Source organism: Streptomyces sp. NPDC005899 (genome assembly GCF_040629645.1).
Lineage (GTDB): Bacteria > Actinomycetota > Actinomycetes > Streptomycetales > Streptomycetaceae > Streptomyces.
In genome coordinates, this window is record NZ_JBEXWB010000138.1 from 1 (window position 1) to 15357 (window position 15357).

At 75.0% G+C, this 15357-nt stretch carries 14 protein-coding genes; 2 read left to right on the top strand and 12 right to left on the bottom strand.

Annotated elements, in window-relative coordinates; all coding sequences use genetic code 11:
- From ABZ371_RS17220 to ABZ371_RS17275, 12 genes are all read right to left on the bottom strand, one after another.
- Positions 1–887 (bottom strand): PfkB family carbohydrate kinase (locus ABZ371_RS17220; protein WP_358679813.1); only part of this gene is annotated, 887 nt, incomplete at its 3' end.
- Positions 884–1516, bottom strand: coding sequence for an SIS domain-containing protein (locus tag ABZ371_RS17225; RefSeq protein ID WP_358679816.1), 633 nt, complete (start codon positions 1514–1516; stop codon positions 884–886). The genes ABZ371_RS17220 and ABZ371_RS17225, both read right to left, overlap by 4 nt.
- Positions 1513–2751, bottom strand: coding sequence for a glycosyltransferase (locus ABZ371_RS17230; protein WP_358679819.1), 1239 nt, complete (start codon positions 2749–2751; stop codon positions 1513–1515). The genes ABZ371_RS17225 and ABZ371_RS17230 overlap by 4 nt, the downstream gene beginning before the upstream one ends.
- A complete protein-coding gene (locus tag ABZ371_RS17235) occupies positions 2748–3710 on the bottom strand; it encodes a glycosyltransferase (RefSeq protein ID WP_358679822.1) in 963 nt (320 codons plus the stop codon). Before ABZ371_RS17235 ends, ABZ371_RS17230 begins: the two co-directional genes overlap by 4 nt.
- The gene (locus ABZ371_RS17240; protein ID WP_358679825.1) at positions 3707–4714 is read right to left on the bottom strand and encodes a glycosyltransferase family 9 protein; all 1008 of its coding nucleotides are present in this window, start codon (positions 4712–4714) and stop codon (positions 3707–3709) included. Before ABZ371_RS17240 ends, ABZ371_RS17235 begins: the two co-directional genes overlap by 4 nt.
- Positions 4711–5265, bottom strand: a complete 555-nt coding sequence (locus tag ABZ371_RS17245; RefSeq protein ID WP_358679828.1) for an HAD family hydrolase — start codon at positions 5263–5265, stop codon at positions 4711–4713. Before ABZ371_RS17245 ends, ABZ371_RS17240 begins: the two co-directional genes overlap by 4 nt.
- On the bottom strand, positions 5262–6254 hold the full coding sequence (locus ABZ371_RS17250) for a glycosyltransferase (RefSeq protein ID WP_358679831.1): 993 nt from the start codon (positions 6252–6254) through the stop codon (positions 5262–5264). The genes ABZ371_RS17245 and ABZ371_RS17250 overlap by 4 nt, the downstream gene beginning before the upstream one ends.
- On the bottom strand, positions 6251–7885 hold the full coding sequence (locus ABZ371_RS17255; protein WP_358679834.1) for a carbamoyltransferase C-terminal domain-containing protein: 1635 nt from the start codon (positions 7883–7885) through the stop codon (positions 6251–6253). Before ABZ371_RS17255 ends, ABZ371_RS17250 begins: the two co-directional genes overlap by 4 nt.
- 11 nt (positions 7886–7896) lie before the next feature.
- On the bottom strand, positions 7897–8892 hold the full coding sequence (locus ABZ371_RS17260; protein WP_358679837.1) for an NAD-dependent epimerase/dehydratase family protein: 996 nt from the start codon (positions 8890–8892) through the stop codon (positions 7897–7899).
- A 430-nt stretch (positions 8893–9322) separates the two neighbouring features.
- The gene (locus ABZ371_RS17265) at positions 9323–10159 is read right to left on the bottom strand and encodes a SigB/SigF/SigG family RNA polymerase sigma factor (protein WP_358679850.1); all 837 of its coding nucleotides are present in this window, start codon (positions 10157–10159) and stop codon (positions 9323–9325) included.
- Between the two features lie 224 nt (positions 10160–10383).
- Positions 10384–12495 (bottom strand): MMPL family transporter, encoded by a 2112-nt coding sequence (locus ABZ371_RS17270; protein WP_358679839.1) that lies wholly within the window; start codon positions 12493–12495, stop codon positions 10384–10386.
- Between the two features lie 235 nt (positions 12496–12730).
- Complete coding sequence (locus ABZ371_RS17275; protein WP_358679841.1) at positions 12731–13231, bottom strand: MarR family winged helix-turn-helix transcriptional regulator; 501 nt, start codon at positions 13229–13231, stop codon at positions 12731–12733.
- A gap of 194 nt (positions 13232–13425) precedes the next feature.
- Between ABZ371_RS17275 and ABZ371_RS17280 the strand changes: the two genes are divergently transcribed.
- Together ABZ371_RS17280 and ABZ371_RS17285 are read left to right on the top strand one after the other, a co-directional pair.
- On the top strand, positions 13426–14664 hold the full coding sequence (locus tag ABZ371_RS17280; protein WP_358679844.1) for a lycopene cyclase family protein: 1239 nt from the start codon (positions 13426–13428) through the stop codon (positions 14662–14664).
- On the top strand, positions 14661–15357 hold a 697-nt coding region (locus ABZ371_RS17285; protein ID WP_358679847.1), incomplete at its 3' end, for a class I SAM-dependent methyltransferase. The genes ABZ371_RS17280 and ABZ371_RS17285, both read left to right, overlap by 4 nt.

Consider the following 15357-nt stretch of genomic DNA (forward strand, 5'->3'; position numbering starts at 1 on the left):
ACCGCGCCCTGGACGGCCGCCTCCGGCAGCGCGTCGTCGGCCAGCAGCCCGGCCGCGCTCACCGCGAAGCGGTCCCCGGCGCCGCACGCGTCGCCGTCCGCGGTCCAGGGGGCCGGGACCAGCAGCGGCTCCTCGCCGTGCGACAGCAGGGCGCCGCGGCCCCCCAGGGTGACGGCGACGGAGGTGACGCCCCAGGCGCGGATGAGCCGGCGGGCGTCCGCCGCGGAGCGGCGCAACTCGGCCTGCGGGCCCTGCGGTGCCGCTTCGGACGTCTCGTCACGGCCGGTGCGGGCGGGCGTCCGGGCGGTGTCGCGGGCGGCGAATCCGCGGGCCTCCGCGGCCGAGGGCGTGGCGAGCCGGACCCCCTTCACGGGCGGCCCGCCCTTCGGGTGGGGGTCCCAGACGACGGGCACCCTGGCGGCGGCCCGGGTGAGCGCCTCGCGCAGTACGTCGGCGGTACCGCGGCCGTAGTCGGCGCCGCGGACGGCCGCGGCCGCCTCGACGGCGGCGTACGCCTCCTCGGTCGCCCCGGCGGCCCGGCCGTCGCCGTCGTCCAGCCTGAGCAGGGACACGCCCCGGGCCATCACCCGGGTCTTGCAGGGCAGTTCGCCGGTGAGCGGCAGCTCGACCAGCCGGACACGCCCCTTCAGCAGCCGCCGCAGGATCCGGCTGGCGTCGTCGTCACCCAGCGCGGTGACGAGGGTGACCTCCCGGCCGTCCGCCGCTCCGAGGCAGGCGGCGAGCGCCGCGCCGCCGGGCCGGGTGGTACGGCGCGCGCCGTGCACCACCGGCACAGGGGCGTCGGGCGCCAGCCGGTCCGCGTGGCCGGACAGGTCGTGGTCGAGCAGGGCGTCCCCGACGACGAGCAGGGGCGTGGGGCCGGTCATGCGATGCCCTCCCCGACCGGGGCGGGGGCCGGGTCCGTCCGGCGGCCGGCCTCGGTGACGTGGCCGTCGACGGCCTGGTCGAACGCCTCGCAGATCATGTGCACGGCCACCAGGTGGAGTTCCTGGACCGTGGCGGAGACGGGCGCGTCGACGCACAGCGCCTCGTCGCCGGCCGCTTCGAGCGGGTTGGGGGCGGGTCCGGTGAGGGCCCAGACCGTCATGCCGATGCGGTGGGCCTCGGCCGCCGCCGCCAGCAGGTTGGCGCTCGCGCCACTGGTCGACAGCAGCATGAGGACGTCGCCGGGGCGGCCGTGGGCACAGGTCTGGCGGGCGAACACCTCCTGGACGCCGTAGTCGTTGGCGATGGCCGTCGTGGAGGAGGTGTCGGCGTGCAGGGCGATCGCCGAGAAGGGGGGCCGGTCGTCGCGGTAGCGGCCGACGAGCTCGGCCGTCAGGTGCTGGGCCTGGGCGGCGCTGCCGCCGTTGCCGGCGACGAGGAGCCTGGCTCCGCCGCCGAGGCGCCGGGCGAGTTCCGTGCCCCAGCGGTGGACGAGGGGGCACGACCGGCGGAACGCCGTGAGGGCGTGCATGAGGTCGTCGCAGTGGTGGCCGTCGGGGGTGAGGTTCATCGGACTGCTCCCGAGAGTGAGGGGGCGGCTCGTACGGCGCTGTAGACGCGGGCGACACCGTCGGTGACCCGGTCCCAGGTGAAGTGGGCGAGGACGCGTTCGCGGCCCGCGGCACCGAGGCGTTCCAGCCGATCCGGATCGTCGATCAGGTCCCTGATGACGCCCGCGAGCGCGTGGCTGTCGTCGTCGGGCGGGACCAGTGCGCCCGTCACGCCGTCGGCCACCGTGTCGAGGTGCCCGCCGACCGCGGTGGCGAGGACCGGGGTGCGGCAGGCCATGGCTTCGATGGGCACGATGCCGAAGGGCTCGTAGTCGGGGAGCGAGAGCACCAGGTCGGCGCTGGACATCAGCCGGGGCATACGGGTGTGGGCCACCGCTCCCAGCAGGGTGACGCGGTCCTGGACCCCGTACTCCTCGGCCACCTTCCGCAGGCGTTCGGCCTCCGGTTCGGCGAACATCAGCGCCGCATCGGGGCCGCCCGCGACGAGCAGTTCGGCGTCGGGCACCTCGGCGAGCGCGCGGACGGCCCGGTCGAACCCCTTGCGCCGTACGAGCCGGCCGACGGCCAGCAGACGGCGGGGCCCGGACCCGGGCCGGCGGGCGTCCTCGACGGGCGAGAAGTGGACGGGGTCGACACCGCACGGCACGACCGAGATCCGCTCGCGCGGCACACCCATGGCGGTCAGCTCGGCGACCTCGTCGGCGCAGGTCGCCAGCACCCGCCTGCACTCCCGTCCGATCGCCGCCTCCACGGCCAGGCGCTGGGGCGGGCTGGTGTCGTCGGCTCCCTGGTGCCGCCTCTTGACGGTGCCGAGGGCGTGGTAGGTCTGCACGACCGGGACACCGAGGCCGCGGACGCCCGACAGGGCCGCCGTGCCGGACATCCAGAAGTGGGCGTGCACGACGTCCGGCGGTCCGGACCGCCAGAGGCGAGCGAGGAAGTCACCGAACTCCGGCATGTGGGCGAGCAACTCGTCCTTGGGCACCCGTTCGGGTGGCCCGGCGGGCACGTGGACGACCCGGAAGCCGCCCGGTGCGGCGACCTGCGCCGGCAGCGCGGGGTCGTCACGGCGCGTGTAGACGGTGACGGTGTGACCCCGCCGGGCGAGGTGTTCGGCGAGCTGGGCCACGTAGACGTTCTGCCCGCCGGCGTCCGGCCCGCCGAGCTCGGCCAGCGGGCTGGCGTGCTCGGAGACCAGGGCGACGCGGGCGGGGACCGGAGCGGCGTTCCTCATCGCGTGACCTCTTTCATCAGGTGTTCCCAGTCGTCCAGGAAGCGCTGCACCCCGTACCGGGCGAGTGCGGCGGCCCTGGCCCCCTCCCCCACGCGCCTGGCGTGCCCGTGGTCGGCGAGGAAGGCGCGGACGGCCTCCTCCAGGACGTCGGGGCGGTTGGAGACGACCCCGGCGCCGTCCGGGACCGCTTCGCGGACCTCCGTGGTGTCCAGCGCCACGACGGGCATACCGAGGAACATCGCTTCCAGGAGCGACAGGCCCAGCGACGTCCAGCGCACGGGATGGAGGTAGAGCCGGCGGCGGGCCATGGCCGGATGGAGTTCGCCCTGCGGCAGGTCCCAGGTGCGGCAGCGGTCGGCCGGCAGGCCCAGGTGCGCGGCGAGCCCTTCGGTCCGCATGCCGAAGACGTCCAGCGGCGCGGCGCGGGAGAAGGCCGGCAGCAGGTCGGTCCCGGTGGTGCGTCCCCGCCGCACCGGCTCGTTCACCACGACCGCGGCCCGCGGTTCCTCGCCGGTCCAGAGCCGCCCCGGGTCGATGATGCCGTGCTCGATGACCGTGGCGGGGGCCCGTCCGGTGTCCCACATCAACCGGTTGAAGTGCGTGACGTGCACCACGGGGATGTCGGCGCGCCCGGCGAGCGGGTGCCTGGTGCCGACCGCCGTGCCGTCCGGGCTGTTGTGCTCGACGTACACGGCGGGGACGTCGGTGCCCGGCCGCCGGCCCGTCCAGGTGCGGGCGAGCTCGATCTCGTGGGGCCGCTGCAGGACCATCAGGTCGATGTCGCGCTCCCGCAGCTCGCCGGGACTCACCTCGCGCACCCGTTCCGGCCACCGCCAGGTGCGGGCCCGGCCGAGGCCGTCCGGTCCGCGGTCCGGTGTGACGGGCACCAGGCAGGTGTGCGGTCCCTGGACGAACGAGGTGGTCCAGGAACCGTGGACGTGCCAGATGAGGATGTTCATGCGGTCACCTCGATGAGTTCGCGGACGGCCCGCACCACCTGCTGCGGCGTGACCTCGTCCAGGCACGGGTGGCCGGGGACGGGGCAGTGCCGGGCGCGGCTGTCGGCACACTTCGCGGACTGGTCGCCCAGCAGGACGCAGGGCACCCCGTACGGGCCCCAGCGTTCCGCGGGCACGACCGGGGCGAACAGGGAGACGACGGGTGTGCCGACCGCGGCGGCGAGGTGGGCGGGGCCGGTGTTGCCGCTGACGAGCACGTCGGCGCCGCGCAGCACGCCGGCCAGGGTGCGGGGTTCCGTCCGGCCGCCGAGGTCCAGTCCGGCCTGGCCGCTCACCCGCCGGGTCAGCGGGGTCTCGTCCGGTCCGCCGGTGACCACCACGCGGTGTCCGGCGTCGGCGAGCCGTTCGACGGTCTCCGCGCAGCGCCCGGGGCTCCAGGCGCGGGCCGGGGCGCTGGCCCCGGGGTGGACGACGACGTAGGGGCCGTTGCCGGTGAGGGCGGTGGTGTCGGGGGCGGGCAGCACCCGGAGCCGGCCGTAGTCACCGCGCGCGGGTGCGAAGCCCATGGCGACGGCGGTGTCCAGTGCCGCCTCCGCCTCGTGGCGGCCGGGGAGCCGCCGGTGCCGGACGTCGAGAAGGGTGCCCGGGTGGTCGACGCTGTCCGCCCCGATCCGGCCCACGCCGGCCATCCTGAGCAGCAGCGCGGTGGGCAGGGGGCTCTGGTGGAAGGACGTCAGGACGAGCGCGGTGTCGTACGCGCCCTCCCGCAGCCGCCGGATCAGCGTCTCGATCCCGGCCTCCTCGACCGTCGGCGGCCGTACGCCCTCCCAGGGCGCCTCCCAGACGACGACGTCGTCGACACCGGGCAGCAGCCGGGCGGCGGGCTCGCCCCGCGGACCGCACAGCAGGGTGACGTGGGAGGCCCTCGCGGCGACGGCGCGGACGGCGGGCCCGGCGAGGAGCACGTCGCCGAAGCTGTCCAGCCGGGTGACCAGGGCCCTCATGCGCGGGCCTCCTGACGGTCCAGGACCATCCGTACGGCGGACAGGACGTCCGGTGCGGTCCGGCGTTCGGCCGCCACCTCGGCCGGCAGGGTCACTGCGTTGGGTACGAGGACGCCGCGGGCCCCGGCGGCCCGTGCCGCGAGGACGTCGGCCCGGATGTCCCCGATGACCACGCACTCCTGCGGGCGCACGCCCAGCCGGCGGGCGGCCTCCAGGACGAGTCCGGGCCGCGGTTTGCGGCAGGCGCAGCCGTCGTCGGGGGTGTGCGGGCAGAACACCCAGGTGCCGAGGGTGCCCAGCAGGGCGTCCGCCCGCGCGTTGACGCGCAGTACGTCGTCCTCGCTGAGCAGCCCCCGGCCGATGCCCGACTGGTTGCTGACCACACCGGTGGGGATGCCTTCGGCACGCAGCAGGTCCACCGCCTCGCGCGCCCCGGGCAGGAGCCTGACCAGCCCGGGGTCGCCGTTGTAGGGGACGTCCTCGACGAGGGTGCCGTCGCGGTCGAAGAGGACAGCGGACACCCGCCCGTACGGTGGCGCGTCGGGTCTCACCGGGCACCTCCCAGCGGCTGGGCGTTCCGGTGCCTGACCAGGCCCGTGAGCCAGTGGCGGACCGCGAGCGGCGGGATGGCCGCGCTGGTGGCCGCCATGGTGAGGATCTCGTCCCGGGTACGGGGTCCGGGGGCGATGCGGGCCACGGCGAACTCGGCGGTGCCGAGCGCCCACAGCGCGCCGGCGACGGCGGCCGCGCGGCGGTGGCCGGCCGCGGCGCACACGGAGGCGGCGAGCCCCAGTCCGGTGACGGCCAGGTGCGCGGGGAGCCGGCCCCGGGGAGCGTGGGCCCGTATCCACCAGTCGGCACCGTGCAGGCGGTTCATCAGGACGTCGTCGGCGTTGCCGCGCTGGGCCGCGAGCGACGCCCAGCGGTCCGCCGGGCGGACGGGGTGGCGGGTGACGCGCTGCCCCGGGCGCAGTGTCCAGCCGGCGTCCATCACGCGCAGCGCCAGATCGGCGTCCTCCCGGAAGGCGCGGCGGAAGCGCTCGTCGAAGCCGCCCGCCTCCTTGAGGGCGATCGCCCGGTAGGCCATGTCGGCCGTGGCCCAGGCGGCCTGCTCCAGACCCGCGGTGCCCCGCTCCCAGTCCGTGGGCCTGCGGTCCTCGGGGAGGGGGACCGTGAGCCGCCCCTGCACGCCGCCGGTACGGGCGTCCGCAGCCGCGAGGTCCTCGGCGAGCCGCTCGGCCCAGTCGGGGAGGACCCGCACGTCGTCGTCGAGGAAGACCACCCAGGGCGCGGTGACGGCCCGCAGGCCGGCGTTGCGTGCCGCCGCCGGTCCGCGGCCGCCGGTCGCCAGGGTGCGGACGCGGTCGCAGAGCTCTCCGGCCGCCTCGACGGGAAGGATGTCCCGCGGCTCGGGGCGGTCGTCGACGACGACGACCTCGGCCGGGCGCGGCCCGGTGGCGGACGCCAGAGCCCGCAGGCAGTCGGCGAGGCAGGGGCGCCCGATCGTGGGGACGACCACCGCGTACTCGGGGGCGTTCATGCGTACGCCTTCGCCCGCCGTACCGCGAACGGTCCGAGGGCCAGGAGGTCGACGGGCGCCGAGCCGAAGCACTCCAGCGCGTCCCGGGGGTCGTCGACCATCGGCCTGCCCGCCGTGTTGAGGCTGGTGTTGACGACGACGGGCAGCCCGGTACGCCGTTCGAAGGCGCCGAGCATCCGGGCCACGAGCGGTTCGGCGGCGGCGTCCACCGTCTGGATGCGGGCGGTGCCGTCGACGTGGACGACCGCCGGGATGCGGGTGCGCCACTCCTCGGCGACCTCGTGGACGAACAGCATGTACGGGCTGGGGACCGGGCCGTCGAAGAGTTCGGCCGCCCGCTCGGCGAGCACCATGGGCGCGACCGGGCGGAACTCCTCACGGCCCTTGACCGCGTTCAGCCGCTCCAGGTTCTCGGCCCGGCCGGGATGCGCGAGCAGCGAGCGGTGGCCGAGGGCGCGCGGGCCGAACTCGGAGCGCCCCTGGAACCAGGCGACGACGCCGTCGCGGCTCAGTTCCTCGGCGACGGTCTCGGCGATGTCGTCGGGCTCCTCGTACGGCACGGCCGCCCGTTCCAGCCAGCCGCGCAGTTCCCCGTCGCTCCAGCCCCGCCCGAGGGCGGCGGTCGGCATGGCCGCGACGGGCTCCTTCTCGTTGGCCACGTGCAGGGCGGCGCCCAGCGCCGTCCCGGCGTCGCCAGCGGCGGGCTGGACCCAGATCTCCCGGAAGGGGCTCTCGCGGTACAGGCGGGTGTTGGCCACGCAGTTGAGGGCCACCCCGCCGGCGAGGGTGAGCACGTCCTCGCCCGTGCGGCCGTGCAGCCACCGGGCCAGGTCGAGCATGACGTCCTCCAGGCACTCCTGGGCGCTCGCCGCCACGTCGGCGTGGTCCTGGGTCCAGGGGGCTCCGGGCTCCCTCCCGGGCACGAGCGAGGCCCAGGGGACGGGCCGGGCCCGGAATCCGCCGTCTCCGTCGGCGTGGACGTACTCCCGCAGCCGGTCCTTGAAGCGGGGCTTCCCGTAGGAGGCGAGGGCCATCACCTTGAACTCGTCGCTGCTGCGCAGGAACCCCAGGTGCTGGGTGAGGTCCTCGTAGAACAGCCCGACGGAGTCCGGCAGTTCCTGGGAGGCCAGGACGGTCAGTTCCCGGTTCACGTAGCGGCCCGCGAGGTGGGACCCGCACTCGCCGCGGCCGTCGAGCACGAGGACCGCGCAGTCGGGGTGCGGTGACGCCTGCCCGGCCGAGGCGGCGTGCGCCACGTGGTGGGCCACGAAGCGGACCTTGGCGGGGTCGAGCCCGGGCAGCGCCTCGGCGAGGAACTCCGGGGCGCGCCGGGCGTACTCCTGGCGGAGGTGGTCCCACGGGTCGTGCAGCCCCATCCGCTCGGCCGGGCGCGAGAGGTGCGCGTCGTAGGAGTAGGCGACCGCGTCGAGGTCGGCGGGGGCCAGCCCGGCCTGTTCCAGGCACCAGCGGGCGCTGAGCTCGGGCAGTTCCCAGGCGGAGAAGGGGAGCGGGCGCTTGCCGTGCTTGCGCCGGCTGAAGCGCTCCTCCTCCGCCGCCGCGACGATCCTGCCGTCCACGACGAGGGCGGCTGCGGGGTCGTGGAAGAGTGCGTTGATACCGAGGACGCGCATGGGGGCCTCCGTCAGAGCCGCTGGGCCGTCGCGGCGGTTTCGGGCAGGGACGAGAAGTAGCCGATGGTGCGTTTGATGCCTTCCTCGCTGCTCACCCGGGGCTCCCAGCCGAGCAGTTCGCGGGCCAGGGTGGTGTCGGGCCTGCGCCGTTCGGGGTCGTCGACGGGACGGTCGACGAACGTGAGCGTGGAGGCGGAACCGGTCATGGCGATCACACGGCGGGCGATGTCGGCGACCGCGACCTCCTCGCCGCCGCCGATGTTGACCGGGCGTACCGCGTGGCTGGCGGCGATCAGGAGGACACCGTCGATCGTGTCGTCCACGTAGCACAGGGAGCGCGTCTGGCTCCCGTCGCCCGCCACGGTCACCGGCTTCCCGGCCAGTGCCTGGGAGATGAAGGTCGGGACCGCCCGCCCGTCGTCGGCCCGCATCCTGGGCCCGTAGGTGTTGAACATCCGTACGATGCCCGCGTCCAGCCCCTTCGCGCCGACGTGCGCCGTGACCAGGGCCTCGGCGAACCGCTTCGACTCGTCGTACACGCTGCGCGGGCCGACCGGGTTGACGTTGCCCCAGTAGTCCTCGCGCTGCGGGTGGACGAGCGGGTCGCCGTAGACCTCGGAGGTGGAGGCGAGGAGGAAGCGCGCGCCGTCGCGGTGGGCGATCGCGAGCGCGTTGCGGGTGCCGAGGCTTCCGGCGTCCAGGGTCTCCAGCGGGTGGCGCAGGTAGTGCACGGGCGAGGCGGGGCAGGCGAAGTGCAGGACCAGGTCGTAGGGGCCGGGCAGTTCGGCGGCCAGGGCGTCCGAGGACACGTCGCACTGCACGAAACGGAATCCGGGCCGGCCGGTCAGGTGGGCGATGTTGCGGGTGGATCCGGAGAGCAGGTTGTCCACGCAGTCGACTTCGACTCCCGAATCCAGCAGCCGGTCGCAGAGGTGGGAGCCGAGGAAACCGGCGCCCCCGGTCACGGCGGCGCGGCGCCAGGGGGGCGGTGTCGTCAGGAAGGTCATAGGACGGCCTTTCGTCCGCTGCGAGAGGGCTTCCCGCCTGTCCCCGAGGGGGCGGCAGGAGTTCCCGGTCGGGAGGTGACCGGGCCTTTCCGGTTCCGTTCCGCGCCGGACGGCGCCCGCTGGCGGGTGCCTTCCGGCGTGCGGCCGCCGTGGTCCTGACGGCACGGCCAGCCGGGTAACCAGGACAGTTGCGTTCACACATCGAATTCTGCTTCCTTATCCGTATGTGCGGCCTTTGCGCAGGTGGGCGCCTCGGCAGGATCGCGCTCCCACCCGAATGGAGTCATCGGCCCAGGACCGGGGGCGACGGCGGCCCGCCCCTCGGCCGTCGGGCGCTCCGGGCCGTCGGCGGGAGCGCCGCCACGCACCGGGGCGAGCGCCACGGCGGGCTCCGGGGCCGTCGGGGACGACGACGCGGCGGGGTACGGCGTCAGCGGGCGGGGGTCCGCCGTGGCCGGGACGCCTGGGTGACGCCGGCGGTGCGCCCCGCCGTACCGCGTTCCCTGAGCACTCCCTCCCGCACGCTGCGGCAGGACGCGCTGATCAGGCGCGAGACGTGCATCTGGGAGATGCCCAGTTCGGCGGCGATGGCGCTCTGCGTTATGCCCACGAAGAAGCGCAGGTAGAGCACGCGGCGCTCCCGCTCCGGCAGTCGCCGCAGTCCCGGTCGCACCGACTCCCGGTCCACCACCAGGTCGAACGCGGCGTCGATCCCGCCCAGGCGCTCACCGAGCGACGGGCCGCCGTCGGCTCCGCCGATCTCGACGTCGGTGGACAGGGCGCTGTAGCTGTGGAGCGCCTCGCTGCCCTGGCGCACCTCGTCCTCGCTGAGGCCGGTGTGCGCCGCGATCTGCCGGTCGGTGACCCTGCTTCCGTCGCCGCCCGCGGCCAGTTCGGCGTGGGCGGCGCGTACGGCGTTGCGCAGGTCCTGGACACGGCGCGGCACGTGGACCGACCACGTCCGGTCCCTGAAGTGCCGTTTGATCTCGCCGACGATCGTGGGGACCGCGTAGCTGGCGAAGGCGTTGCCCAGAGCCGCGTCGTAGCGGTCGACCGCGTTGACGAGACCCACCGCGGCGACCTGCCGCAGGTCGTCCAGGGACTCCCCGCGGTCCCGGAACCGGCCGGCCAGACGGTGTGCCATGGGGAGCCAGGCCAGGATCACGTCGTCGCGCAACCGGTCGCGTTCCGGACCGGCGGGCAGTTCGGCAAGACGCCGGAAGGCCGCTGCCGCGGCCGGGCCGGCACGCCGGTCGTCGGCACACATGTGGGCCACGCACCTCCTCGACGTACACGGGCACGCCCCGCCTCCAGTGCGATGAAAACAAAGGACGGCCGCGTCCGCTCGCCGGGCGGGCGGGAACCACGCGCGACGCGGCGGGGGCGTGCTCGGCCGATGGGGTGCACAAGGGCGGGGCGGTCGCCACGGAGCCGCCGGGGTACCGGTGGTCCGCCCGGCGGCCCGGGCGCCGCCGGGCGGACCACCATCCCCTACCGCGCGCCGTCCGCATCCTCGCGGGCCTCGGGGGTACGGCTCAGGGCTCCGGGCCACCAGGCGGTCCGGCCGATGTCCCTGACGAGGGCCGGCACCAGCAGCGAGCGGACGACGAGGGTGTCGAGGAGGACGCCGAAGGCCACGATGAAGGCGATCTGCACCAGGAACGCCAGAGGGATGACGCCGAGGGCGGCGAAGGTGGCCGCGAGGACGACACCGGCCGAGGTGATGACCCCGCCGGTGGTCGTCAGCCCGCGGAGCACGCCCTGCCTCGGTCCGTGGATGAGGGACTCCTCACGGACCCGGGACATCAGGAAGATGTTGTAGTCGACGCCGAGTGCCACCAGGAAGACGAACCCGTAGAGCGGTACGGAGGAGTCGGTGCCGCTGAAGCCGAAGACGTGCCGGAAGACGAGGGACGAGACGCCGAGTGTGGCGAGGAAGTTGAGCGCCACCGTGGCGACGAGGAGCACGGGCATCAGCAGGGAGCGGAGCAGCCCGACGAGGATCACCAGGATGATCAGGAGCACCACCGGCACGATCACGCTCCGGTCGTGTTCGGCGGTCTTCTGCGTGTCGTACTGCTGAGCGGTGTAGCCGCCGACGAGGGCGTCCGCGCCGGGCACCGCGTGGACCGCTTCCCGCAGCCGGGTGACGGTCCGCTTCGCGGCGTCGCTGTCGGAGGCGTCCGTGAGCGTGGCGTCGATGCGGATCCGGCCGTCGACGACGAGCGGCTCACCCTGACCGGGGCGGCCGGAGGCGGTCACCGGGAGGGCCGCCGCGACACCGGGCGTACTCCGCACGGCCTCGGTCACCCGGCCGGCCTCGGTCGCGTCGGCGATCACGACCGCGGGGGTGCCCGAGCCGCCGGGGAAGTGCTCACTCAGGGTCTTCTGGGCGGCGACGGACGGCGCGTCGTTGACGAAGATCTCCGCCAGGGGCACGCCCTTGGATTCCAGCGTCGGCGCGAAGGCGGCGCAGGCCACGAGCAGGGCCAGGGTGACGGCCCACACCTTGCGCGGCGCACGGTCGACCAGGGAGGCGATCCGTGACCAGACGCCGGCGGAGCCGGAGCCGGCCCCGTCCGCCTTCGGCCTGGCCGGCCAGTACGCGGCCCGGCCGAGCAGCACCAGGACGGCGGGCAGGAAGGTCAGGGCGCTGAGGACGGAGCAGACGATGCCGATGGCACCCACGGGCCCGAGGGCGCGGTTGTTCGTGAGGTCGCTGAGCAGGAGCGCGAGCAGGCCGAGGGCGACGGTGGCGGCACTCGCGACGATCGGCCCGGCCGACTCGCGGAGCGCGGCACCCATGGCGGCCCACCGGTCCTGCCGCCGGATCAGCTCCTCGCGGAACCGCGCCGTGAGCAGCAGGGCGTAGTCGGTGGCGGCGCCGATGACGAGGATGGACAGGATGCCCTGGACCTGCCCGTCGACGCGCACGACGTCGTGGTCGGCGAGTACGTACACGATGGCGCAGGCCACGCCGAGCGCGAAGACGGCGCCGACGATGATGATCAGGGGGAGCAGCACACTGCGGTAGACCAGGAGCAGGATCACCAGCACGGTCACGAGCGCCACGCCGACCAGCAGGCCGTCGATGCCGCCGAAGGCGTCGGAGAGATCCGCCTGGCTGGCGGCGGGTCCGGCGACCTGGGCGGTCGTCCCGGGCACCGCGCCGGCCGCTTTCCGCACGGTGGCCAGCGCGTCGGGCAGCTCGTCCCCGAGGTCCGGCCGCAACTGCACGACGCCTTCGAGCGCCCGACCGTCCTTCGACGGCAGCGCGGGACTCACCTGACCGGTCACCCCGGGCGTCCCCTTCAGGGAGGCGAGCGCCGCGGTGGCGGCACGGCGCTGCTCGGCGCCGAGCGTCCCGCCGTCCTCGGAGGTCCAGACGACGACCGCCGGCACGGTCTCCTGCCGGCTGAACGCCTTCTGCTGCTCGATGACGCGGGTGGACTCGGCGCCCTGCGGGAGGAACGCGGCCTGGTCGTTCGTGGCCACCTCTCCGAGCTTGCCGGCGTACGAGCCGAAGGCGCCGCCGAGGGCGAGCCAGACGACGACGAGCAGGACGGGGATCAGCCGGCGGACCGGCCGCGGTACGGCGGACATTGTGCTCCCAGGTCGGCCGAGGGCCTTCGGACGTGACGTGCGGGCATGGTGAAAGAGATCCCTTGACGACAAAGAATCTCAATGATTGAGATACTAGCGCGCGCCTGCCGGTTGCTGTCCAGCGAAGGTCCTGGACGGGCCGGGGCGGGGTGGACGAGATCGAGGTGAGCGTGGCCGGGGTGGCCGAGGTGAAGGAGTGCCCGGCGGGCGGGGCCGGGGGCGGCGGGCCCGCCGGTCAGCGCGGAGGAGCCGGTATGCGGGCGAGTTCGCCGTTGAGGCGGCCGAGGAAGCGGATCGCCGCCTCGACCTCTCCGGGACCGGCGGCGTCCCGGGCCCGTGCGGCCGCGTCGGCCAGCGGCATGAAGAACGAGCGCGCCACCGCCTTGGCCGTGGGTTCGTAGTACAGGTGCACCACACGGCGATCGGTGCTCTCCCGGGCGCGGCGGATGTGGCCCGAGCGCTCCAGGCGGTCGAGGCACGCCGTGACGGCACCGGACGTCAGGCCGAGGTGGTCGCGCAGCCGGCCCGGGGTCAACGGGGCGTCGGCGTCGAGGATGGCCGAGAGGGCCTGCACGTCGGTCGGGTGCAGCCCCTGTGCGTGGGCGAAGGCGTGGACCAGGCGGTTGATCTCGCCGTTCGCCAGGCGCAACTGGACGGCGAGCGCCTGGAGCCGGGCCCCGGCGGATCCGTCGGCGCCGGTTCCTCCGCGAGCGTCAGCACTGTCCACGGGAGCCATAGTAGAACGCGTCCGGACCACCCCCGGGCACGCTTGCGGGCGGACTCCGTGCCGGACCGCCGCCGGAGACTCGTTCCGCCCGCGCGTCGTAGGAGCCTTGAACGCCCACGGTTCGGGAAGGATCGGTTCCGCAGGCCGACCGGACCGGCAGGCTCCCTCCCGAGCCGCCCGGCCGCACGACGGAAGGGGGCACCGTGCCGCACGCGGACGTCGTGGTCGTGGGGGCGGGCGCGGCCGGGCTGAGCCTGGCCCACCGCCTGTGCGCGGAGCCGCACACCACCGCCCCCTCCGTCCTCCTCGTCGACCCTCCCCCGGGCCGGCTCCGGCCGCCGCCGCGCACCTGGTGCTTCTGGGAGCCCCCCGGCGGAGAGTACGACTCCGTCCTGTCGGCGTCCTGGCGGCGGCTGCGGGTCCGGGACGCCACGGGAGGGGCCACGGTCGCCGAGCCGGGGCGGCTCCGCTACAAGATGCTGCGGTCGGACGCCTTCGAGTCGCTGGTCCACGCACGGCTCGACACCGCGCCGAACCTCCGCAGGATCGAGGCCACGGTGGACACCGTGCGGGACACGCGGGACGGTGCCGAGGTGCTCGCCCACGACGCCCGCGGGAAGGCGATCGTCCTGCGGGCGAGGTGGGTCTTCGACTCCCGGCCCCCGCGGTGGCTGCCGCCCGCGCGCACCACGCTCCTCCAGCACTTCACGGGCTGGTTCGTACGCACCGCCCGACCGGTGTTCGACCCCGGCGTGGCGGACCTGATGGACTTCCGGACACCGCAGCCGGCCCACGGGCTCTCCTTCGGTTACGTGCTCCCGCTCGGGACGGACGAGGCCCTCGTGGAGTACACGGAGTTCTCCCGCGCCGTGCTGAGCCCCGAGGAGTACGAGCGGGCGCTGCGCCACTACACGGCCGACGTACTCCGGCTCGGCGCCTTCACGGTGTCCGCCGTCGAGCACGGTGTCATCCCGATGACGGACGGCCACTTCCCGCACCGGGCGGGCCGTTCGGTGTTCCGCGTCGGGACGGCGGGCGGCGCGACACGGCCGTCCACGGGTTACACGTTCGCCGCCGTGCAGCGGCAGAGCCGTTCCGTCGCGGCGCAGCTGCGCGAGGGGCGCCCCCTGCGGGTGCCACCGCCGTACGGGGCGTGGCCGCGGGCCATGGACGCCGTGCTGCTGCGGGCCCTGGACACCGGGCGGGTGAAGGGCGCCGACTTCTTCCCCGGCCTCTTCCGCAGGGTTCCGGCGGAACGGCTGCTGCGCTTCCTGGACGGCAGCAGCCGGGTGCGCGAGGACCTCCTCGTGGGGGTGCGCACGCCCGTCCTGCCGATGCTCCGCACGGTGGCCGAACTTCCCCTGCTGTCGCACGGTCCCGGCCCCGCGACGCCCTACCCGCACCTTCCGCGCACGTCCGAAGAGGAAGAGACCGACCGATGACCCTGCTCCGCGACGACGAGCTGTCCGCCGCCTTCGACCGCGCCTCGGTCTCCTACGACCGGCTCGTGGCGGCCAATCCGGGCTACCACTCCCACGTACGCCGTTCGGCACGCCGGCTGGGCCTCGCGGACGGCGGGCGCGGCAGACGGCTGCTGGACCTCGGCTGCGGAACCGGCGCGTCGACCGCCGCACTGCTCCGGGCGGCCCCGCACGCGGACATCGTGGCGGTCGACGCCTCGGCGGGGATGCTGGAGCGGGCGGCGGCCAAGAAGTGGCCGGGGAGCGTCTCCTTCGTGCACGCACCGGTGGAGCGGATCGCCGCCGCCGGCGTGCGGGGCCCCTTCGACGCGGTGTTCGCCGCCTACCTCTTCAGGAACGTCGCCGATCCCGACGGCGTCCTCGCCGACGCCCGCGGGCTCCTGGCCCCGGGTGGCCGCATCGGCGTGCACGAGTACGCCCTGGCCGGCGGGCCGGTGCACCGGGCCCTGTGGACGGCGGTCTGCCGGGCCGTCGTGATGCCGGCCGGGCGGCTCGCCGGGGACGCCCCGCTGTACCGCCATCTGTGGCGCAGCGTCCTGGAGTTCGACACGGCTCCGGCGTTCGCGGGCCGGTTGCGCCGGGCCGGTTTCGAGGGCGTGCGGGTGCTGCCCCTGCCGGGCTGGCAGACGGGCATCACCCACACCTTCGCCGGCC